The 20,689-nt window shown below is 65.0% G+C and carries 18 protein-coding genes and 1 tRNA gene; 9 read left to right on the top strand and 10 right to left on the bottom strand.

Annotated features, from left to right (window positions below; all coding sequences use genetic code 11):
• Nucleotides 1–134: 134 nt before the first annotated feature.
• From ACFOHJ_RS16450 to ACFOHJ_RS16460, 3 genes are read left to right on the top strand one after another with little or no spacing between them, the layout of a single operon-like run.
• Nucleotides 135–2,984, top strand: coding sequence for a molybdopterin oxidoreductase family protein (locus ACFOHJ_RS16450; protein WP_378222299.1), 2,850 nt, complete (start codon nt 135–137; stop codon nt 2,982–2,984).
• Nucleotides 2,981–3,748 (top strand): 4Fe-4S dicluster domain-containing protein, encoded by a 768-nt coding sequence (locus ACFOHJ_RS16455; RefSeq protein WP_378222301.1) that lies wholly within the window; start codon nt 2,981–2,983, stop codon nt 3,746–3,748. The genes ACFOHJ_RS16450 and ACFOHJ_RS16455 overlap by 4 nt, the downstream gene beginning before the upstream one ends.
• A 4-nt stretch (nt 3,749–3,752) precedes the next feature.
• Entirely contained in the window at nt 3,753–4,679 is a 927-nt protein-coding gene (locus ACFOHJ_RS16460; protein ID WP_378222303.1) for a dimethyl sulfoxide reductase anchor subunit family protein, read from the top strand.
• 3 nt (nt 4,680–4,682) lie between these two features.
• On the opposite strand, the gene ACFOHJ_RS16465 is transcribed toward ACFOHJ_RS16460, so the two are convergent.
• The 9 genes from ACFOHJ_RS16465 to ACFOHJ_RS16505 form a co-directional block, all read right to left on the bottom strand.
• A complete protein-coding gene (locus ACFOHJ_RS16465; RefSeq protein WP_378222305.1) occupies nt 4,683–5,648 on the bottom strand; it encodes a lipid A biosynthesis lauroyl acyltransferase in 966 nt (321 codons plus the stop codon).
• A gap of 7 nt (nt 5,649–5,655) precedes the next feature.
• A complete protein-coding gene (locus ACFOHJ_RS16470; protein ID WP_378222306.1) occupies nt 5,656–6,684 on the bottom strand; it encodes a zinc-binding dehydrogenase in 1,029 nt (342 codons plus the stop codon).
• Between the two features lie 39 nt (nt 6,685–6,723).
• The gene (locus tag ACFOHJ_RS16475) at nt 6,724–7,995 is read right to left on the bottom strand and encodes a beta-ketoacyl-ACP synthase (RefSeq protein WP_378222308.1); all 1,272 of its coding nucleotides are present in this window, start codon (nt 7,993–7,995) and stop codon (nt 6,724–6,726) included.
• An 11-nt stretch (nt 7,996–8,006) separates the two neighbouring features.
• Nucleotides 8,007–9,194: a beta-ketoacyl-ACP synthase gene (locus tag ACFOHJ_RS16480; protein ID WP_378222310.1), complete on the bottom strand. Its 1,188-nt coding sequence runs from the start codon at nt 9,192–9,194 to the stop codon at nt 8,007–8,009.
• A 57-nt stretch (nt 9,195–9,251) separates the two neighbouring features.
• Nucleotides 9,252–9,533: an acyl carrier protein gene (locus ACFOHJ_RS16485; RefSeq protein ID WP_378222312.1), complete on the bottom strand. Its 282-nt coding sequence runs from the start codon at nt 9,531–9,533 to the stop codon at nt 9,252–9,254.
• Between the two features lie 165 nt (nt 9,534–9,698).
• On the bottom strand, nt 9,699–10,247 hold the full coding sequence (locus ACFOHJ_RS16490; RefSeq protein WP_378222313.1) for a histidine phosphatase family protein: 549 nt from the start codon (nt 10,245–10,247) through the stop codon (nt 9,699–9,701).
• A gap of 206 nt (nt 10,248–10,453) precedes the next feature.
• Complete coding sequence (locus tag ACFOHJ_RS16495; protein ID WP_378222315.1) at nt 10,454–12,025, bottom strand: GMC family oxidoreductase; 1,572 nt, start codon at nt 12,023–12,025, stop codon at nt 10,454–10,456.
• Between the two features lie 45 nt (nt 12,026–12,070).
• Nucleotides 12,071–12,601, bottom strand: coding sequence for a gluconate 2-dehydrogenase subunit 3 family protein (locus tag ACFOHJ_RS16500; RefSeq protein ID WP_378222316.1), 531 nt, complete (start codon nt 12,599–12,601; stop codon nt 12,071–12,073).
• Nucleotides 12,602–12,680: 79 nt separating this feature from the next.
• On the bottom strand, nt 12,681–13,076 hold the full coding sequence (locus tag ACFOHJ_RS16505) for a VOC family protein (RefSeq protein ID WP_378222318.1): 396 nt from the start codon (nt 13,074–13,076) through the stop codon (nt 12,681–12,683).
• A 216-nt stretch (nt 13,077–13,292) separates the two neighbouring features.
• Between ACFOHJ_RS16505 and ACFOHJ_RS16510 the strand changes: the two genes are divergently transcribed.
• Together ACFOHJ_RS16510 and ACFOHJ_RS16515 are read left to right on the top strand one after the other, a co-directional pair.
• Nucleotides 13,293–13,598 (top strand): ribbon-helix-helix domain-containing protein, encoded by a 306-nt coding sequence (locus ACFOHJ_RS16510; protein ID WP_378222319.1) that lies wholly within the window; start codon nt 13,293–13,295, stop codon nt 13,596–13,598.
• A gap of 103 nt (nt 13,599–13,701) precedes the next feature.
• Nucleotides 13,702–13,778 (top strand) — tRNA-Pro (locus ACFOHJ_RS16515).
• 151 nt (nt 13,779–13,929) lie between these two features.
• Here ACFOHJ_RS16515 and ACFOHJ_RS16520 read toward each other — a convergent pair.
• Nucleotides 13,930–14,691, bottom strand: a complete 762-nt coding sequence (locus tag ACFOHJ_RS16520) for a GGDEF domain-containing protein (RefSeq protein WP_378222321.1) — start codon at nt 14,689–14,691, stop codon at nt 13,930–13,932.
• A gap of 162 nt (nt 14,692–14,853) precedes the next feature.
• Between ACFOHJ_RS16520 and ACFOHJ_RS16525 the strand changes: the two genes are divergently transcribed.
• The 4 genes from ACFOHJ_RS16525 (at nt 14,854) to ACFOHJ_RS16540 (ending at nt 20,686) form a co-directional block, all read left to right on the top strand.
• Nucleotides 14,854–15,489 (top strand): L,D-transpeptidase, encoded by a 636-nt coding sequence (locus ACFOHJ_RS16525; protein ID WP_378222322.1) that lies wholly within the window; start codon nt 14,854–14,856, stop codon nt 15,487–15,489.
• A 126-nt stretch (nt 15,490–15,615) separates the two neighbouring features.
• Nucleotides 15,616–17,088: a TolC family outer membrane protein gene (locus tag ACFOHJ_RS16530; protein ID WP_378222324.1), complete on the top strand. Its 1,473-nt coding sequence runs from the start codon at nt 15,616–15,618 to the stop codon at nt 17,086–17,088.
• 125 nt (nt 17,089–17,213) lie between these two features.
• Nucleotides 17,214–19,409: a type I secretion system permease/ATPase gene (locus ACFOHJ_RS16535; protein WP_378222326.1), complete on the top strand. Its 2,196-nt coding sequence runs from the start codon at nt 17,214–17,216 to the stop codon at nt 19,407–19,409.
• Nucleotides 19,406–20,686, top strand: coding sequence for an HlyD family type I secretion periplasmic adaptor subunit (locus ACFOHJ_RS16540; protein ID WP_378222328.1), 1,281 nt, complete (start codon nt 19,406–19,408; stop codon nt 20,684–20,686). Before ACFOHJ_RS16535 ends, ACFOHJ_RS16540 begins: the two co-directional genes overlap by 4 nt.
• Nucleotides 20,687–20,689 lie beyond the last annotated feature (3 nt).

The following is a 20,689-nucleotide window of genomic DNA, read 5'->3' on the forward strand; positions in this document are numbered from 1 at the left end:
CCTCGTTGGCGGTCGCCGGGCGTTCTTGCTCGGCGCAGCCGTCTGCGCGCATGAATTTTGCTGTCAAATGCCTTGTAAAAGCATTTCTTTTCTGCCTTCGCCCCGATAGGAGTAGGAGGTGAGGAGTTGTGCCGATGAGTCCGAGACAGCGGGTTGCGCTTTCCGAGCCCAGGGCCGACGAGGTCCGCAAGACCACGTGCTACATGTGCGCCTGCCGCTGCGGCATCAACGTCCACATCAAGGGCGGCAAGATCCGGTACATTGAGGGCAATCGCGACCATCCCGTCAACAAGGGCGTGCTGTGCGCGAAGGGCTCGGCCGGCATCATGCAGCACTACGCGCCGGCGAGGCTCAACGCGCCGCTGAAGCGGGTGGGACCGCGCGGCTCGGGCGAGTTCGAGGAAATCTCCTGGGACGAAGCGCTCGCCATCGCCACCGACTGGCTGGGCACGGTGCGCCAGAACGACCCGAAGAAACTCGCCTTCTTCACCGGGCGCGACCAGTCGCAATCGCTGACCGGGTTCTGGGCGCAACAATACGGCACGCCCAACTACGCCGCCCATGGCGGTTTCTGCTCGGTCAACATGGCGGCCGCCGGCATCATGACCATCGGCGGCGCGTTCTGGGAGTTTGGTGCGCCGGATTGGGAGCGGACGAAGTTGTTCGTGATGTTCGGGGTGGCCGAGGACCACGATTCCAACCCGATCAAGATGGGCATCGCCAAGCTCAAGCAGCGCGGTGCGCGCTTCGTGTCGGTCAATCCGGTGCGCACCGGCTATTCGGCCGTAGCCGACAACTGGATCGGCATACGCCCGGGCACGGACGGGCTGTTGATCCTCTCGGTCATCCACGAACTGCTGAAGGCGCGCAAGATCGATGTCGATTACCTGGCGCGCTATACCAACGCGCCGTGGCTGGTGATCGACGCGCCGGGCACGGCCGAGCACGGCCTGTTCGCGCGCGACGGCGAGGGCAGGGCGCAGGTCTACGAGACGGTTACCGAGCGGGTCGTACCGGTCGGCACCAAGGGCGCGCGGGTAGGGCTTTCGGGGCGCGTCCAGCTTCAGGACGGGCGCTTTGCCGTGCCCTCCTTCCAGTTGCTCGCAGAAAAGTACCTCGACGAGAAATACGCGCCGGAAAAGGTAGCGAAGCAGACAGGCCTTGCTGTCGATACCATTCGCGGCCTTGCCGGCGAGATCGCACGCGTCGCCTTCGACGAGCCGATCAGCATCGACCAGCCTTGGACCGACATGAACGGCGAACGGCATCAGGCCTATATAGGGCGGCCGGTTTCGTTCCATGCCATGCGCGGCCTTTCCGCCCATTCCAACGGGTTCCAGACCACGCGCGCCCTGCATCTCCTACAGGTGCTGATCGGCGCGATAGACTGTCCGGGCGGCTTCCGCTTCGAGCCGCCTTATCCGAAGCCGCTGGCGGCGCATCCGACGCCCCATGGCCGGGCGGAGCATTTCGGCTCCAACAAGCCGCTGTCGGGGCCGCATCTGGGTTTTCCGCGCGGACCGGAGGATTTGCTGGTCGACGAGGACGGGCGGCCGGCCCGCATCGACAAGGCGTTCTCGTGGGACGCGCCGATCTCCGCGCACGGCATGATGCACATGGTGATCGCGAACGCGCATGCGGGCGATCCGTACCCGATCGACGTCCTGTTCCTCTACATGGCCAACATGGCCTGGAACTCTTCGATGAACACCGCCGGCACCATAAAGATGCTGGAGGACAAGGACCCCGCCACCGGCGAATATCGTATCCCCAAAATCATCTATTCCGACGCCTATGCCTCGGAAATGGTCGCCTATGCCGACCTGGTGCTGCCCGACACCACCTATCTGGAGCGGCACGACTGCATTTCGCTGCTCGACCGGCCGATCTCCGAGCCCGACGCGGTGCAGGACGCCATCCGCTGGCCGGTCGTGGAGCCGGATCGCGATGTGCGCGGCTTCCAGACCGTGCTCCTGGACCTCGGCGCGCGGCTCGACCTGCCGGGCTTCACCGATGGCCATGGCAAGGCGCTCTACAAGGACTATGCCGATTATATCGTGCGCCACGAGCGACGGCCGGGCATCGGCCCGCTGGCGGGCTTTCGCGGCCCCAAGGGCGACCGCACCGGGCGCGGGGCTGCCAATCCGGACCAGTTGCGCCGCTATATCGAGAACGGCTCGTTCTTTTCCGCGCATATCCCGATGGAGGCGCAGTTCTTCAAGCACGCCAATCAGGCCTATCAGGACTTTGCCGTGCGTATGGGCTTCTTCGATACGCCGCAGCCGGTGACGTTCCAGCTTTATCAGGAGACGCTGCAGAAGTTCCGCCTGTCGGCGCAGGGGCTGCGCCAGCCGGTGGCGCCGCAAACGCACGCCGCCCGTATCCTCGAAGCCTTCGATCCGCTGCCGGACTGGTACGAACCGCTTGGCGAGGCGCTGGTCGACGGCGAGCGATACCCCTACCACGCCATCACCCAGCGGCCGGCGGCGATGTACCATTCCTGGGGCTCGATGAATGCGTGGCTGCGCCAGATACATACGAAGAACCCACTTTATGTGCCGGGGCCGATCTGCGACGAACTCGGGCTGGCCGATGGCGATTGGGCATGGATCGCCTCGCACCATGGCCGCATCAAGGTGCAGGTCGCGCGCATGGAGGCGGTCAATTCGAGCACGCTGTGGACGTGGAACGCGATCGGCAAGCGCAAGGGCGCCTGGGGCCTGGACAGGCAGGCGCCCGAAGCCACAAAAGGCTTTCTGATGAATCACTTGATCCATGAACTTCTTCCATTGAAGAAGGACGGGTTGCGCTGGTCCAACTCCGATCCGGTGACGGGACAGGCGGCCTGGTACGATCTCCGGGTCAGCATCGAGAAGGCGGACGCCGGCGAGGAGAGCGAACCGCAGTTTGCGCCGCTCGCCCAGCCCGGGCGGCCCGAGCCGCACCCCGCCGTGCTGCGCTACGGACAGGAGTGGACGAAGTGACCTCGCTTCCTTCCCTGCCTACGCCGAAGAAGCTCGGCCTCGTCATCGATCTCGACGTCTGCGTCGGCTGCCATGCCTGCGTGGTCAACTGCAAGGAGTGGAACACCGGCGGCTATGGCGCGGCGCTGTCGGACCAGGACCCCTACGGCGCGGATGTTTCCGGTGCCTGGCTGAACCGCGTGCACACCTTCGAGGTGGTGCCAGACGGCGGCGAGGTGGTTGGCGAGGCAGGCGACGCACGCATCGTGCATTTCCCGAAATCCTGCCTGCATTGCGAGGATGCGCCTTGCGTCACCGTGTGCCCGACCGGGGCTTCCTACAAGCGGGCCGACGACGGCATCGTGCTGGTGGACGAGGATATGTGCATCGGCTGCGGTCTGTGCGCCTGGGCGTGCCCCTACGGTGCGCGCGAGATGGACCTTGCCGCCGGCGTGATGAAGAAATGTACGCTGTGCATCGACCGCATCTATAACGAGACTTTCGAGGAAGCCGACCGCCAGCCGGCCTGCGTGCGCACCTGTCCGGCCAATGCGCGCCATTTCGGTGACCTGGCCGACCCGCAATCGGCTGTATCGATCATGGTGGCCGAGCGCGGCGGCGTCGACCTGATGCCGGAGCAGGGCACGCGGCCGGTCAACAAGTATCTGCCGCCGCGCGCGCGCAAGCCGCTGGCCGACAGCGCCCCCTCGCTGCCGCTAGCCGAAAACACCGAAGGCGCGAAGGGCTTCTTCGCCTGGCTCGACGGCATGTTGGACAGGATCTGAGCCGATGCATCCAGCGCCTTCCATCATCGTCTTCACGACGCTGTCCGGGCTTGGCTACGGCTTTGCGGCAGTGCTCGGGCTGGGGCTTGTCGATCCATCGGCATTGGCGACCAAGGTGGCGCATGTGCTTGCGCTGGCGCTGATCGCCGCTGGCCTGTCGGCGTCCACCCTGCACCTCGGCAATCCGCAGCGCGCCTGGCGGGCGCTGTCGCAATGGCGCTCGAGCTGGCTGTCGCGCGAAGGGGTGATGGCGATCCTCACCTTCGTGCCGCTGGTCGTCTCGGCTTGGGCCTCGCTGTTCGAGGGGCGCTATTTGCCGACGGTCGGTATCGTCGGCACGGTCATGTGCATGGTGACGGTCTATTGCACGGCGATGATCTACGCCTCGCTGCGATCGGTCCAGGCCTGGCACACGAAGCTGACGCCGCTCTGCTACCGCCTGTTCTCCATCGCCGGCGGCTTTGTCCTGGCTGCTTTCTTCGCGCTTTGCGGCGGCGGCAACGGCGTTGCCATGTGCCTCCTGGCCCTGCTGTTCCTGATTGCCGCGTGGGTGGCCAAGGTCTTCTGGCGCCGGAACATGCTGCAGGCGCCGCCGCTGTCGAGCCCCGAAAGCGCCACCGGCCTCGGCAACATCGGCCGCGTGCGCCTGCTGGAGCGGCCGCACGCCATGGAAAACTACCTGACCCGCGAAATGGGCTTCAAGGTCGCGCGCAAGCATGCCGCCAAGCTGTGGAAACTCGCGTTCGCCGCCGGCGGCGTGATCCCGGCTGTGCTGATGCTGGCGTTGCTGCCGCTGGCGGGCGGGCCCAGCCTGTTCGCGGCGATGCTGGCCGGGCTAGCGATTATTTTCCACCTGCTCGGAATGCTGGTGGAGCGCTGGCTGTTCTTTGCCGAAGCGCGGCACGCGGTGATGAACTATTACGGCGGCTAAGCCTTAGCCACGCAGCTTGCGGGGGTGGCCGCTGATCTGCCAGCGCTTGTGGAACCACATCCACTGGCCGGGGTCGTCGCGGATCCAGCGCTCGACGACATCGGCCAGAAGCTGGGTGGTCGCCCTGACATCGACATTGCCGGAGCCGTCGCGCGGCAGTTCCAGCCGGTCCTCGACCTCGAGGCGGAAGCGGTTGCCGGGCAGGCGGACGCAGCGCGCGGGGTAGACGTCGCAATCATAATGGCGCGCAAGCATGCCCAGCACGGGGTTGCTCAGGCAGCGGCGGCCGAAAAACGTCGTTTCCACGCCGCGCGAAAATTTCTGGTCGACCAGCACGCCGACATTGCCGCCTTCGTCCAGGATGCTGGCGAGCGCGAAGGAGGCGCCGGTAGAGGACGGTTGCAGGTTGCCCATGGTGGCGCTGCGCGTCGACTGGATATAGTCGGCCAGATAGGGGTTGTTCGGCGGGCGAAACAGCGCCGTGATCTTCATGCCGAAGGTAGCGGCGGCCACCGGCAGCAGTTCGAAATTGCCGAGATGGCCGGTAAACAGAATATGCGGCCTTGCCTCGCCGGCGATCCGCAGGAAGTTTTCCGCGCCCTTGACCTCGATGCGGCCGGGCGTCGCCGCGTTCGGATCGTAGTCGAACAGCCGGTCGAGGAAGATGTACTCGGCCGCGAGCCGGGCCATGTTGCCCCACATGTCGGAAGCGATGGCCTCGATCTCGGCTTGCGACTTTTCCGGATAGGCCTGGCGCAGGTTGTCCAGCGCCACCCGGTGGCGGCCGACCAGCGGGCCGAGGCGGCGTGCCATGCGGTCGGCGAAGTTGAGCGCGGTGTCGGTAGGCAGGTGCCGCAGCAGCGCCATCGCCGCCATCGCGGCGCGGGCGATCAGCCAGTAGTTCAGCTTGCGCAGCCTGAGCGCGAGGGCGAACCGGAAGCCCGGTTTCGGAAGGCGACGCCGTGCCAAGATCGTTTCAGCCGACGGTGAGGATGATCTTGCCGAAGACGTTGCGGCTTTCCATGCGCTTCAGCGCCGTGTCGATGCCGTCGAAGCCGATCTCGGTGTCGATGACCGGATGGACCAGCCCGGCCGCCATCTTCTGCATGGCGTCGGCCATGTTTTCCATGCGGCAGCCGAACGAGCCCAGCAGCTTCAGTTGCTGCTGGAAGAGTTGCATCAGGTTGACCTGTGTCGACACGCCCGAGGTGGAGCCGCAGGTGACCAGGCGGCCGCCGCGCTTCAGCGCCAGCATGGAGCCGGCGAAGGTATCGGCGCCGACATGCTCGAAGACGACGTCGACGCCCTTCTTCTTCGTCAGCTTGCGGGTGACGCCCTCGAAGCGGTCCTCGCGATAGTTGATGACGTGGTCGGCGCCAAGGGCCTTCGCCTTTTCCACCTTGTCGTCGGAGCCGACGGTGGTGATGACGGTGCAGCCCATCTTCTTGGCAAGCTGGATGGCCGCCGAGCCGATGCCGGAGCCGCCGGCATGGATGAGGATCGTCTCTCCCGGCTCAAGTTTGGCATTGTCGAACAGCATGTGCTCGACCGTGCCGAAAGTAACGGGCGCGACCGCGGCACCGATGGCGTCGACGCCGGGCGGGGCTGGCACCAGCAGGCGCGCCGGCAGGTTGATCTTTTCCTGCGCAAAGCCGTCCAGATGGAAGCCATGCACGCCAGAGACGTGCTCGCACAGATTGTCGCGGCCCTCGCGGCAGGGGCGGCAGAGCCCGCAGGTGCGCGCGCCGTAGATGGACACGAGCTGGCCGGGCAGGAGGTTGGCAACGCCGGGGCCGACCGTCTCGACTTCGCCGGAAGCCTCGGCGCCGACCACGAGCGGCAGCTTGCGCTTGGCAAACGCCATGCCGCGCCAGCCCCAGACGTCGATGTGGTTGAGCGCCACCGCCTTGATCTTCAGCGTCACCTCGCCCAGCGCGGGCGGCGGCGGCGGCGGCAGGTCCACGGTTTCGAGCCGGCGGTCCTCGATGAGTTGCAGTGCGCGCATGGCCAGTATTTCGGTTCCGTTTAAGCGATACGGGGTCGCTTAAACGGGTTCCCGCGCCATGACAAGGCAGGTGTTCTGGCCACCGAAGCCGAACGAGTTCGACAGCACTGTTTCGACCTGCGCTGCGCGGCTGGTGTTCGGCACGACATCCAGCGGGATCGCCGGATCGGGATTGTCGTAGTTGATGGTCGGCGGAAGGACGCCTTCACGCATGGTCATCAGCGAAAACGCCGCCTCGATCGCGCCGGCCGCCGACAGCGTGTGGCCGATCATCGACTTGTTCGACGAAACCGGGATCGAGCGGAGCGCCTCGCCGAACACGGTGGAAAGCGCCAGATGCTCCATCTTGTCGTTTTCCGGCGTCGAGGTGCCGTGGGCGTTGATGTATTCGATCCTGTCTTCGGCGAGCCCCGCATCGGCAAGGGCTGCCTTGACCGCCGCGATCGCCGGCGAGGCGTCGGGCTTGGAGCGGGTGCGGTGGAAGTCGTCGGCCTTTTCGCCGCAGCCGCTGAGGATGCCGAGGATGGCGGCACCCCGCGCCTTTGCGCTCTCCAGCGATTCCAGCACCAGCGCCGCCGAGCCTTCGGCGAGCACAAAGCCGTCGCGGTCCTTCGAGAACGGCTTCGAGGCCTTTGCCGGATTGTCGTTGCTGGTCGACAGCGCCGATAGCAGCGAGAAGCGGATCAGCGCCTCCGCGGTCGCCGAACCGTCGGCGCCGATGGACAGCGCGCGGTCGGCCTCGCCGCGCCGGATCGCCTCGACGCCGAGCTGGATCGCGGTAGCACCCGAGGCGCAGGCGGTGGAAAGCGTGATCGGCAGGCCGCGCGTGCCGAAGCGATCGGCAAGGCGGTCGGCGATGGAGCCGAATTGCGCGGTTTCGAACAGGTCGAACGAGTTCAGGCCGCGCGCCACTTCAAGCAGGCGGTCCGGCTCGCCGTCGCCCTCGCCGCTGTTGTAGAGCGCGAAGCGGTCGTGCCAGTCCAGTTCCATCGGCGGCGAGGCGAGGAACAATGGGCCGCCGAAGTCCTCCAGGCCGAAGCCCGATTCGGCGACCGCCTCGTGCGCCGCCTTTTCGGCGAGTTCGTAGGTGAGGGCGCTGGCGCCCTTGCTGCTCGAGGGCAGGAAATCGACCATGCCGGAAATGCGGGTGCTGAGCTGCTCCACCGGAAAGCGCGTGATGGAGCGGATGCCGGAGGTTCCCGACGTCAGCGCCGCCCAGTTGTCGGCCTTGCCGATGCCAAGGGAAGTGACGATGCCGATGCCGGTGACGGCAACCACCGGCCTGCCCATATGGTCCTTCATCGTGGCCATGCTTGCTGCTCTCAATCGGCGGCGCGAACCAGCGCCAAGCCCTCGAAATGGTGATAGCCGACCGCCGTTGCCAGAACCTTTTGCGGCGTGCCGGCAAAATTCCGCTCGGCCGGGTCGAAAGCCGGGTAGCCGGCCTTGTGGTGGACGGCGAGTGCCGCCAGCGCCACCGCGAACGGGAACTGGGCCTCTTTCATATGGCCCGTCAGCGTCGAAAAACCACGCGCGGCGATTTGCGGATGGGCCGCCAGGGCGGCCTGTTCGGCCGCCGTCGCCTTGTGGGCGCCGGAAGCGCCGGAAATCGCCAGAAGGTCGCCCTCCGGCAGGTCGGCCTTGTCGAACAGGCCGGCGATCGAGCCTTCCAGTTCACCCTTGGTCCGCCGCGCGCGGGCGGACAAGACACCGTCGAGCGTCGCGTAGATGCGGCCGCCACGCTTTTCGGCATGTTCGCGTTGCTCGAGTACCAGGAAGGCCCCGCCGGAGCCGGTGACGACGCCGCCGCCCTGGCCGCCCTGGCGGTTCCAGACCGATTGCCATGGGCCGCGATGCAGGTAGCCGCCGAGTTCGTATCCGAGCAGCATGTCGACATGCTCGGTCTGGAAAGCCCCGCCGACCAGCATGTGCGTGGACTGGCCGGCGCCGATACGCGCGGCCGCCGTCTCCAGCGCCGAAACGCCGGCGCCTTCCTCGCCCATGAAGGTGCGCGACGAGCCGGTCACCTTGTGGACGATGGAGATATTGCCGGCGAGAAGATTGGAAAGCTGGGCAAGGAAAAGGGTGGGGCGTAGTTCCGTCGTCAGCTTCTCGTTGAGAAGCACGTCGCGGTCGCTGCGGTCGGCCGAGGCGGCCAGGATGTCGGTGTCGACCGCGATGTCGCGCTCGCCGCCGCCGGCCGCGACCACCAGGTCCATCGTGCTGCACAGCGCGTCGTTGCCCTTGATGCCGGCATCGTCGAGCGCCAGGCCCGCGGCATAGGTGCCGAGCCGCTGCCAGGTCTCCATCTGCCGCTGGTCGCCGCGCTTGGCGATCTGCTGGTTCCAGTCGATCTCGGGCAGCGGATGGACCGTATAGGGCGCGAAGCGCTCGGCATCGAGCACCGGCCTGAGGCCGGGATCCGTCAGCTTCTGCCAGTGGACATCGGGACCTTCGCCTAACGAGGAGACGAGGCCGATGCCGGTTATGACGACGTCGTGGGCGTTCATGGAGGCTTTTTGGGTCAGCGGAAGCGGCCCGTCAAGGCAGCAGGGCGCTTCGGCCCATCAGGCATTCTTGGCCGCGATCAGGGTGTCGATCTTGGCGCACAGGTTCTTCATGACGAAATACTCGTCGGTCGAGGCCTTGCCGTCGTTGACTTCCTGCGTCCACTTCTCGAGCGGCACCTTGATGCCGAATTCCTTGTCGATGGCAAAGACGATGTCGAGGAAGTCGAGGCTGTCGATGCCGAGGTCGTCGATCGTGTGGCTTTCCGGCGTGATCGTGTCGATGTCGATCTCGCTGGTATCGGCAATGATCTTGGCGACTTTGTCGAATGTGCTGGACAAGGGCTTTTCCTTCGAATGCGGGGGGAGGGTGGCCGCAGATGCTTTTGCGCTGTCTAATCGGTTTTCGCGGGCAGGAAAAGGCTGAATATGGCAGAGCGGCCCGCGGATGCAACCGTCAGCGCCGATCCGGCTCTGCGCGGGCTGGAACGCCAGGCGAACGAAGCGTCAGAACGTGACGCGGCCGAGCGCACGCAGGCCGTCGCCCTGGACGCCGACGATGACGGCTTCGCCCTCGCGCGGCGACACCCCGGTCAGTTCCTTGATGTTTTCCAGATGGGTGACCATGACGAGAATGTCCGAGCCGGAATAGTCTCGCACCGCATCCACGATCGCCGCCATCTGCCTGGCCCGTTCGGTTTCGTCGCTGCCCGGCACATCGAGCGGCTCGAACGGCTCCGGTTCGGCCTCGAACGCGATGCGCGCGGTGTCGAGGCAGCGGCAATAGCGGCTGGACAGGACCTTTTCCACCGGCGCCGAGCGCGCGCCGAACAAGGCGCCGATCTTGCGCGCCTGCTGCTTGCCGCGCTCCGAAAGGTTGCGCTGCGTGTTGCACTTGGCGATATCGAAATTGGCCGGATCGGTGGTGCCGTTGGTCATCGCATGGCGCAAAAGCACGACATGGCCACCCTGGCGCAGCAGCGCCCAGCCGGCATCCGTCGCATGGGCGAGCGTGGGGACGGCCAACAAGAACACCGCCAGGGCGAGCCGATACATGGACTGTCGTTCTCCGGGAAACATCGCGAATCCTTAACATAGGGACCGCAAAGCCGGCGGAAAGACAAGAAGGATCGACGGAACGCGGCGAATTGGCCGCTGCCGGCAGTACCGCGTGACTTGGCCCTGACCGGTCCAAAAAGTGGCCGGCAAGCCGGCTTTGAAGCCGACTTGCCGGTGGGAGGATGCCTTAACTGCGGTACGTCTTAGATGTTCTTGGCGGCCATTTCCCCGGCAATGAACTCAGCCTGGCGGATGGCGAGACTGACGATGGTCAGCGTCGGATTCTCGGCTCCACCGGAAGTGAACTGGCTGCCGTCGGACACGAACAGGTTCTTGATGTCGTGGGTCTGCCCGTGTTTGTTGACGACGCCGTCCTCGGGCTTCTCGCTCATGCGATTCGTGCCGAGATTGTGCGTCGAAGGGTAGGGCGGCGTCGGGAAGCTGCGCGTTGCCCCGACCGCATCGTAAAGCGCCATCGATTGCTTGTAGGCGTGGTTGCGCATGGCGGTGTCGTTGGCATGGTCGTCGAAGTGGACATCGGCGATCGGCATGCCGTGCTCGTCCTTCTCCTCGGCATGCAGCGTGATGCGGTTGTCCTCGCGCGGCATGTCCTCGCCGACGATCCACAGGCCCGCCATGTGGTCGTAATGGTCGAGCGCCGTGGTGAAGGAGCGGCCCCAGGCGCCCGGATCGAGGAAGGCGGCCATGAACGGCAGGCCGAGCGACAGCGTTTCGAGCTCGTAGCCGCCGACGAAGCCACGTGACGGATCGTGGCGCGCCTCGTCGCGGACGATGCCGGCCATCGTGGTGCCGCGGTACATATGCACCGGCTTGTCGAAAATGGCGTAGACCGAGCCGGTGGTGTGGCGCATGTAGTTGCGCCCGACCTGGCCGGAAGAGTTGGCGAGCCCGTCCGGGAACTTGCTCGAGTTCGAGTTGAGCAGCAGGCGCGGGCTTTCGATCGAATTGCCGGCGACGGCGACGATGCGCGCCTTCTGTTCCCGCAGCTTGCCGTCCTTGTCCGCGTAGACGACGCCGGTGACCTTGCCGCTGTCGTCGTGGTTGATCTTCACCGCCATCGAGTTCGGGCGCACTTCGAGATGGCCGGTGGCCTCGCCCTTCGGGATTTCCGTATAGAGGGTCGACCATTTCGCGCCCCATTTGCAGCCCTGGAAGCAGAAGCCGGTCTGCTGGCAGGCCATGCGCCCGTCGCGCTCCTCGGAATTGATCGCCATGCGGCCGGTGTGGCATTCCTTGTAGCCGAGCTTGTCGGCTCCCGCCTTCAACACCTTGAAGTTGTTGTTGCCCGGCAGGCCGGGAATGCCGTTGGTGCGCGTCACGCCCATCTTGTCCTCGGCCCGGGCGTAGTAGGGTTCGAGGTCGGCCAGCGTGATCGGCCAGTCGAGCAGGTTGGCGTCGTCCAGCTTGCCGTAGGTCGTAAGCGTCTTGAATTCGTGCTCCTGGAAGCGCAGCGATGCGCCGGCCCAGTGGACGGTGGAGCCGCCCACCGCCTTCACGATCCATGCCGGCAGGTTGGGAAAATCCCTGGCCACGCGCCAGTCGCCGGAGGCGATGCGCTTGTCCTTCCAGGCAAGCTGCGCAAACGAATCCCACTCGTCGTTGATGAAATCCTCATATTCGTGACGGCCGCCAGCCTCGAGGATGACGACATCGATGCCTTTCTGGGCCAGTTCGTTGCCGAGCGTGCCGCCGCCGGCGCCGGAACCGATGATGACGACCACGCCGTCGTCGTTGAGGTCAAAGGGTGCTGCCATGGTTTCCTCCCATGATGTGCGAATTCAGTCGGTGCGGGCCGGGCTTCAGAGCCACTCGATGTCGTCGAAGCCGCGTTCGATGTAGCCGCCCTTGGAATAGGACTCGCCCTCGTAACCGAAGACCGGCCAGATCTCCTTCTGGTTATAGAGGCCCACCACCAGCCCGCCGCGGATCGTCTGGAAAAAGGGTGTCGTGTCGATCTGCTTGAGGACCGCGACCCGCTCGTCCTCCCAGCCGAGGCCGCTGTAGCCGTTCTCTCCGGCTTTCCGGTCGAGGTCGGCGATGCCGTTTTCGATGAGTTCCTTGTAGGCCGGGTCCTTGGCGGCCTGCTCGTCATGGGTCTTGACGGCGATGGCGTAGAATTTGTCGGCGAGCTGGTCGTGCGGATAGATGTCGCGCGCCATCTGGATCAGCGTGGCCATGGTTTGCGGCTTCAGCGCCGAGGGTTCGATCCCCCAGGCATGCTGCGGGCTGATGACGGCGCCGCCGGTTATCACCAGCAAAGCGCCGATGCCGCCGCGTTTCAAAATCTCGCGTCGGGACGGCCCTGGCTTGCCGTCGTAGATCGTGACCATGTTTTCCTCCCTGGCTTGCTGTCAGGCGCCGCGTGGGCGCTTTGGCTGGCGCCGTGCCTGCCCGGCACGGCCGGACTCCCTATTTGAAGCGACCTCCGCGCTGCAGGACCTCGATCTTGTAGCCGTCCGGGTCCTCGATGAAGAAGAAGCGGGCGAGCAGAGTTCCGTCGCGCTTGAACTCGACGATGTCTTTGGGCTTGAGGCCGAGCGCGCCGATCCGGTCATGCTCGCCGTCGAGATCGGCGACCGAAACGGCGAGATGGCCGTAGCCGTCGCCGAGGGCGTAAGGCTCGGTGCGCCCCTTGTTCACGGTGAGCTCCAGCTCGAATTCGCTTTCGGCGTTGCTGAGATAAATGAGCGTGAAGGACTCGAAGTCGAGCCGTTCGGCCACCTCGAGCCCGAAGGCCTTGCGGTAGAAATCGATGGAACGGGCCTCGTCGAGGACCCGGATCATGGAATGAATTGCTTTCGCCAAATCAGACTCCGTCGGCCATGCTGCTGACGGCACTATGATCGGCAATCTCCGGCTGGGGGTGGCAGCCGGTTACCACGCGCCGCCTGCAAGGACGTTCCCGCACCAAAGTCCGGTTGCCGTTCCGGTATTTTTTTCCGATTATGCGGCGGATGGCGGCAGTGCGTGCCTTGCGCCGGCGCTGGCCGCCATGGCGGTGCGACCACGGAGGGTATCGACATGTGCAGGGTGTTTGCCGGGCAGGATCCGGAAGGCTATCGCCAGATCAACCGGTCGATCCGTATCGCGGGCTATTCGACGAGCATCCAACTGGAAGCCGCGTTCTGGGAACTTCTGGACGAGATCGCCGAAAGCCAGGACCTGACGACGCCGAAATTCATTTCGAAGCTCTATGAGGAGGCTATCGAGATCAACGGCGAAATCCCCAATTTCGCCTCCATGCTGCGCACGACCTGCGTTCTTTACCTGCGCGGCCACCGGCCTTTGCTGAACGACGGGGAGGCCGCGGAGCGCCGGGCTGCATAACGGCTGCGGGCGCTCGGGGGAGGGCGACGCGGCCGCTCGCGCTCTTTTTGCGATTTTGGGGGCTTGCTTCTCTACCTGCGAGAATATAGGGCTTTGCGCGGTTCGGAGTGTAGCGCAGCCCGGTAGCGCACTTGACTGGGGGTCAAGGGGTCGTGGGTTCGAATCCCGCCACTCCGACCATTTTTTCCTTCATCAGTTCGTCAGGCAGTTTTCGGCGCTTACCGGCGGCGGAAAGATGGCCGGACATAGCCTAAGGCGGCTTCTGCCGCCGACCGCCCGGCAGGCGCATGAGCGACCGGGCGGTGTCGAGAGGGGGAAAGAGGCGCCGGCCCTACTGGAGCTTCGAGGACGGCGTGCCTGGCTGCCAACCGGCCAGGGACTCGTACTGGATCCAGTCCTGGCGGGTCCCTTCGGTGCTTGCCAGCGCGTCCTTGGCCTTGTGCAGGAGGTCGTCGAAGCCAACCCGGTCCGAGACGATGACGGCGCCGGCACGGATCGACAGGGGAAACTGCGTGCCGGTGGGGAAGAATTCCAGCTTGCTGACGTTCTCGTAAATTCGGTCGGCGACGCGCTTGGCGTTGGCTTCGTCGGCGCCGGGCAGGAACACGCCGAACTGCGTGCCGGAAACGCGGCCGACGATATCGCCGCCCCGAATGGTCTTCTTGATGGCCGCGGCCACCCGGGTCAGGGCTTCGTTGCCCCAGCTATAGCCGAAACGATCATTGACGGTCGCAAGGTCGTCGACATTGATGAGCAGGATGGTGCCGCGCGTCGGGTCCGATACCGCAGCCCGGTTGGAGTAGGAATCGACCAGCGCCGAGAAGGTGGTTTCGTTGAGGCAGGCCGTCAGCCCGTCGTTCTGCGCGATGCGCTGGATTTGCGTGCGCAGCCTGCGGGCCCTGGAAAGGGCGATGCCGAAGGCAAGCGACAGCGGCGCGCCGACCACGAGCGCCACGACGGCGGCGAGCCCCATCTCGCGCGTCGAACCGGCCGCCGGCGAGACCACGTTCAGGATCGCATAGGCCGCCAGCCCAACGGCCAGGGAAGCGAGTGCGCCGCCGAGGGCTACCGAAAGCGTCAGTTTGTGCTGCAAGAAAACGCCTCTCGAATCAGGTGCGCCCGTCGCCATTTCAAATCCCCGTTATATCGATGCTTGACCCAATACCCCATGGGTCGTGAAATTGACGTTGCGGTCGCCGGGAAGTTTTGATCAATCGCAGTATAATTTTGGTAAGCAAGTCTGAGGGGGTTTTCCATGCCGTGGTTCCGCGCCTTTCGCCGTCTCCTTCACGTCGCTCTCGCAGCGGCGGGACTGTTCGCCCTGGCGCCTGCGGATTCCTCGCAGGCCGGGCAGGAGGTTCGACAGTTCGACGTCAGGACCGGAAAATGGGTCAGGCAGCGCGTGGACAACAACGAGATTGCGCGGCGGCTGAATGCGGCGCCGATTCCTCCCAGGATAGTGGCCTATGCGGGAAAGGAACGCGAGCGCACGATCATCGTCGATACGGCGCGCCGCCGTCTGCTGCTCGTGCGGGGCGACGGCACCGCGCTGGAGTACATGATCGGCGTCGGGCGCGAGGGGTTCGCCTGGAAGGGGCGTGAAAAAGTCAGCCGCAAGGCCGAGTGGCCTTCCTGGACGCCTCCGCAGGAGATGATTCGCCGCGAGGCAGTAAAAGGCCGCATTCTGCCTGCCACCATGGAAGGTGGGCCGGAAAACCCTCTGGGCGCGCGCGCATTATACCTTGGAAGCACGCTTTATCGAATTCATGGAACCAATGAACCGCAGACTTTGGGGGGCGCGGTTTCTTCTGGCTGCATACGAATGGCAAACGACGACATCATCGATTTGTATAATAAAGTAAGGATCGGCGATTCAGTGTTAGTTCGGTAGACTTTCAACCGGGGCGTGTGGCAGAATCGTCACAGAATCAATTCTTTGCGATGCAATTCTGCTAAAAATACTATATTGAGTTGAACGCTTTTCGCCGCCGGGGCATAAGAAACCACTGGGGTTCTAATGGGGCGCGGATTCTCGATCCGCCTGCAAGGGGACGGGAAGTTGGGTAAATCGTTATTTCGCGTCGCGTCGGCGGCGTTACTCGCCAGCGTGTTCTTCGTGCCGAGCACGGCCAGCGCGCTTTCCCTCAAGGAGGCGATGGCGGTAACGCTCGAATCCAATCCGGAAATCGGGCAGGCGTCGGAAAACCGCGAGGCGATCGAGTTCGAACTGCGCCAGGCGCGGGGGCTTTATTTGCCCAGCGTCGACCTCGAGACGTCCGTTGGCGCCCGCGACCTCGATAACCCGTCCCGCCGGCGCGGCATCGACGACGATCCCCTTTATCCGTCCGAAGCCGGCATCACCATCACGCAGAAGCTGTTCGACGGCGGTGGCCGCCGGGCGGAACTGGAGCGGCAGGCCGCGCGCGTCGACAGCGCCTCGTTCCGGGTCCTCGAGCGCTCGGAGTCCATCGGCCTCCAGGTGGTGCGGGAATATCTCGAAGTCCTGCTCCAGGGGCAGATCATCGAGGAATCGCGCCGCAACATCGCTTTCCACCAGCAGGTCCTTTCGGATATCGGGTCGCTGATTTCGGGCGGAACCCTGACCGAGGCCGACCGGCAGCAGGGGCGTGAGCGCCTGCTTGCGGCGCAGGCACGCGCCAAGGAAGCCGAAGAGGAAATGGAAGCGGCAAAGACCCGCTTCCTCACGCTGGTCGGCAAGCCGTTCGGCGGCGCCACCATGCCCGCGTCGGTGGCCGGCGCCTTGCCGAAGTCCCTCGATGCCGCGATCGGCCTGGCGCGAGCCAGCAATCCGCGCATCAAGGTCGCCAATGCTGACATCGACGTCGCCGACGCCATGGTGGATGCGGCGCGCTCCAACATGTACCCGGAGGTCTATCTGGAAGGCCGCGCGCGCACCGGCAACGATATCGACGGCAGCGTCGGGCGCACGTCGGACCTGCAGGCCCGCGTCGTCGCCAAGTGGAACCTCTATCGCGGCGGTATCGACATCGCCAACGAGCAGGAGCAGATCAGGCGCGCCAGCGAGCAGCGGCTCGTGCTCCACCAGAACTACCGCGAGGTCGAGGAAGCCGTCCGGATTTCCTGGGACAGGCGGATCCGCCAATCGGACCTTGCGGCCACGCTGCGCCAGCAGGCCACCCAGAACAGCCAGTTGGTGAGTTCCTATCGCGAGCAGATGGCGGTCGGCCGGCGCTCGCTGCTCGACGTTCTCGGTGCGCAGAATTCCCGCTATACCGTCAACGTGCTGGCCAAGACGGCGGAGTATGCCTCGCGCTTCGCGGAATACCGGCTGCTCGCCGCGACCGGCACCTTGCTGAGCACGATGCATCTGCAGGCCGCCAAGCAATCCACGGCTTATGCGCGCACCGAGTTCAAGGTCCCCGAGACGCCGCCGACGGAAACCTATACGCGCGCTCCGTCCCAGCAGGTGAACGAACTGCCGTTGGATCTTCTGGCACCGCTCAACTAGTCCGGGGAGAAGCGTTTGTCCCGCGGTGAATGGATCAGCCTGAGCACTGATCCTCGGCCGTTTGCCGTGCGCGCCCGGGCGCCGGCCTGTCCTGAACGTCCCGCATGGCGGGGCGGGTATCCCAGATGACGTCGACGTTCGAATTCCCCGATACGCCAGCTTCCGCCGACCAGGCGGGGCAGGCTGCGCCGCGCAGCCTCAGGGGCCAGGATTTCAGGGCCGTCTTTCGGCGGGTCGCCATCTTCCTTGGCCGGCCGGGGTCCGATGTCGTGCTGTTTTCCGGCGTTCCCTTCAACGAGGCACTGCCCTCGATAGAGGACATCCAGCGCCTCAGCGAGCGCATCGGGCTCGAGGCGCATGGCTCGGGCTGGCGCGAGCTCGCCTCCGACAATCTCGACCTTCCCGCCATGGTGCTGCTGAACGACGGCTCGGCGGTCTCCTTGCTGGAGATCCATGAGACAGGTGGCAAGGCCGGCCGCTCCCGGCTTCTCGATGCGGTGGATGCGCAGATCGGCGGACGCCCCATCGGCCGCGACGAGGTCAGGGCGGTGCTGGTCTTCAGCACCGTCAGCGCCGATACGATGCATTCGGCCGTCACCGGACAGCATGGAAATATCGTGCGCCGGCACTGGCTGGTCAGCGCCCTCATTCCGTTCTGGCGCTCCTATGCCCAGGTGGCGATGGCGGCGCTGTTCATCAATCTCCTGGCGCTGGCCTCGCCGCTCTTCACCATGAACGTGTATGACCGCATCCTGCCGAACGATGCGAAGGCGACGTTGTGGGTGCTGGCGCTCGGTGTCGGCGGCGCCGTTCTCTTCGATCTCATCCTGAAGTCGGTGCGCGCCGCGCTGATCGACTATGCGGGCCGGCGCGCCGACCTCAAACTGTCCTATCTGCTGTTCGAAAAAGTCCTCAACGCGACCATGGCCTCGCGTCCCATGCAGACCGGCGACTATGCCAGCCGCGTCATGCAGTACGAATTCGTGCGTGAGTTCTTCACCTCCAACACCATCAGCGTCCTCATCGACACGATATTCGTGTTCGTGTTCCTGATCGTCATCTATCTGGTGGCCGGTTGGGTCGTTGTCGTGCCGGTCGTCGCCTTCATCCTCTCGCTGGCGATTGGCCTGATCGCGCAGCACCGGATCGGCCGCCGGGTGGCGGCGGCGGCCAACGAGTCGACGATGAAGCAGGCGCTGCTGGTCGAGACGATCTCGACCATCGAGACGGTGAAGTCGCTCAAGGCCGAGCGCAGCCTGCTGCGCAAGTGGCACGAACTCTCCAAGAAGTCGTCGCTGACATCGGAAGAGATCAAGCAGCTTTCGGCATCGGCCGCGCACTGGACGCAGTTCGTGTCGCAACTCGTCTCGGTGGTCATCGTCATCGCCGGCGCCTATGAATTCTCGCAAGGGCGCATGTCGTCGGGCGCTATCATCGCCGCCGTCATGCTGTCGGGCCGCACCGTCGCGCCGATGGGGCAGATCGCCATGACGCTGGCGCGCCTACGCCAGGCGATCCTTTCGCTGCGCATCCTGAACTCGGTCATGTCGCAGCCGGAGGACCTGCCGAGCGCCACCGGCTTCGTCAACCGCGACATCGGCGCCGGCAGCTTTGCCTTCCGCGACGTCGATTTCGCCTATCCCGGTTCGGACCAGAAGGTGCTGGCCAGCCTGTCGTTTTCGGTGAATGCCGGCGAACGCGTCGGCATCATCGGCCGCATCGGCTCCGGCAAGACGACGATCGGGCGCCTGCTCGGCGCGCTTTATCCGCCGAGCGGCGGCAGCCTGATGATCGACGGCATCGACGTGCGGCAATACCACCCCGCCGTGGTCCGCTCGGCCGTGGCGGTAGCCTCGCAATCCGCCGATCTGTTCTCCGGGTCCATCAAGGAAAACCTCATGATGGCCAACCCCGAGGCGACCGATGCGGAGATCATCGACGTCGCGCGCCGCACCGGCGTCGACGAGTTCGTCTCGCGCCATCCGCGTGGCTACGACATGCCGGTGGGCGAGCGCGGCAGCAACCTTTCGGGCGGGCAAAGGCAGTCGGTCGCCATCGCGCGCCTGCTTCTGGCCCGGCCGAAGATCATTTTCCTCGACGAGCCGTCCGGGGCGATGGACCTCGCCTCGGAACGCCGGCTGATCAACAATCTGGCGACCGCCTTCGGCCCTGAAACCACCATCGTCATTTCCACGCACCGCTACAGCATGCTGGAACTGGTCGATCGCCTGATCGTGCTGGACAACGGCCGCGTCATCGCGGACGGGCCCAAGAAGGCGGTCATCGAGCAGCTCCAGAAAAACGCGGCGAGGCCGGCATGACCGACGCGCCTCCCTTCTGGGCCCGGATCGGCCTCGTCGTCGTGGCCCTCCTGATCCTGTCCTTCGTGGCGTGGGCCGCCATCACCCAGGTGGACGAGATCGCCCGCGGCCAGGGCAAGGTGGTGCCGGTTTCGCGCACCCAGGTCATCCAGGCCAGCGAAGCCAGCGTCGTCCAGGAGATCGCCGTCCAGATCGGGCAGATCGTGAAGAAGAACGACCTGATCGTGCGGCTGGACGATACCGCGACCACCTCGACCCTGGGCGAGCTTGAGGCCCGGGAGAGGGCGCTGCTCGCCCAGATCGCGCGGCTTGAACTGGAGCAGACCGGCGACATGACCTTGCCGATGCATTGCCCCGAGAAGATCAGCAAGGTGAGCCCGGAGATTTGCGACAACGAGGCGCAGTTGCTGAAAGCTCGGCGCGACGCCTTCCAGAACAAGCTTTCGGTTCTTCAGGAGCGCCATCTGCAGCGCCGGAAGGAACTGGACGAGGCGCTGGTGAGCATCGAGCGGCTGGAAGCCAATATCGCGGTTTCCAAGAAGGAAGCCGCCTTGCTGGAGCCGCTGGTGAACCGCAAGCTGGCGCCGCAGACGGACCTGCTGCGCATCCAGAAGGAACTGACCGATTCGACCGGTCAGTTGAAGCTGATCAAGGAAACGCTCGACCGCATCCGCGCCGCCATCAAGGAAGCCGCGTTGCAGGTGGACGAACTGTCGCTGTCCTTCCAGCAGGAAGCGCTGGCCGAAAAGACCAAGGCGCTCGCCGATCTTTCCGTCGTCACCGAAACGGTGCGCGGCGCCTCCGACCGGGTGCAGCGCACGGACCTGCGCTCTCCCGTCGACGGCGTGGTCAACCGGCTCGATATAACGACCATCGGGGCGTATGTGCAGCCGGGCACGGTGGTGGCGGAGGTGGTGCCGACCTCCGACATCCTGCTGGTGGAAGCGCGCATTTCGCCGAAGGACGTGGCCTTCATCCGCGTCGGCCAGCCGGCGCTCGTCAAGATCACCGCTTTCGACTTCTCGATCTATGGCGGCCTGCAGGGCAAGGTGTCCAACGTGTCGGCGGATTCCATCTTCGACGAGAAATCCAACGAGACCTACTATCTGGTGCAGGTGAGAACGGATCGGTCCGAGATCGTCCATGACGGCAAATCGCACGCCATCATTCCCGGCATGGTGGCGTCGGTCGATATCATGACCGGCAAGAAGACGGTCCTTCAATATCTGCTGAAGCCGATCAACAAGGCTCGCACCGAAGCCATGCGGGAGCGGTGACGC

The organism is Aquamicrobium soli, assembly GCF_042646345.1.
In the GTDB taxonomy this organism is placed as follows: Bacteria; Pseudomonadota; Alphaproteobacteria; order Rhizobiales; family Rhizobiaceae; genus Mesorhizobium; species Mesorhizobium soli_A.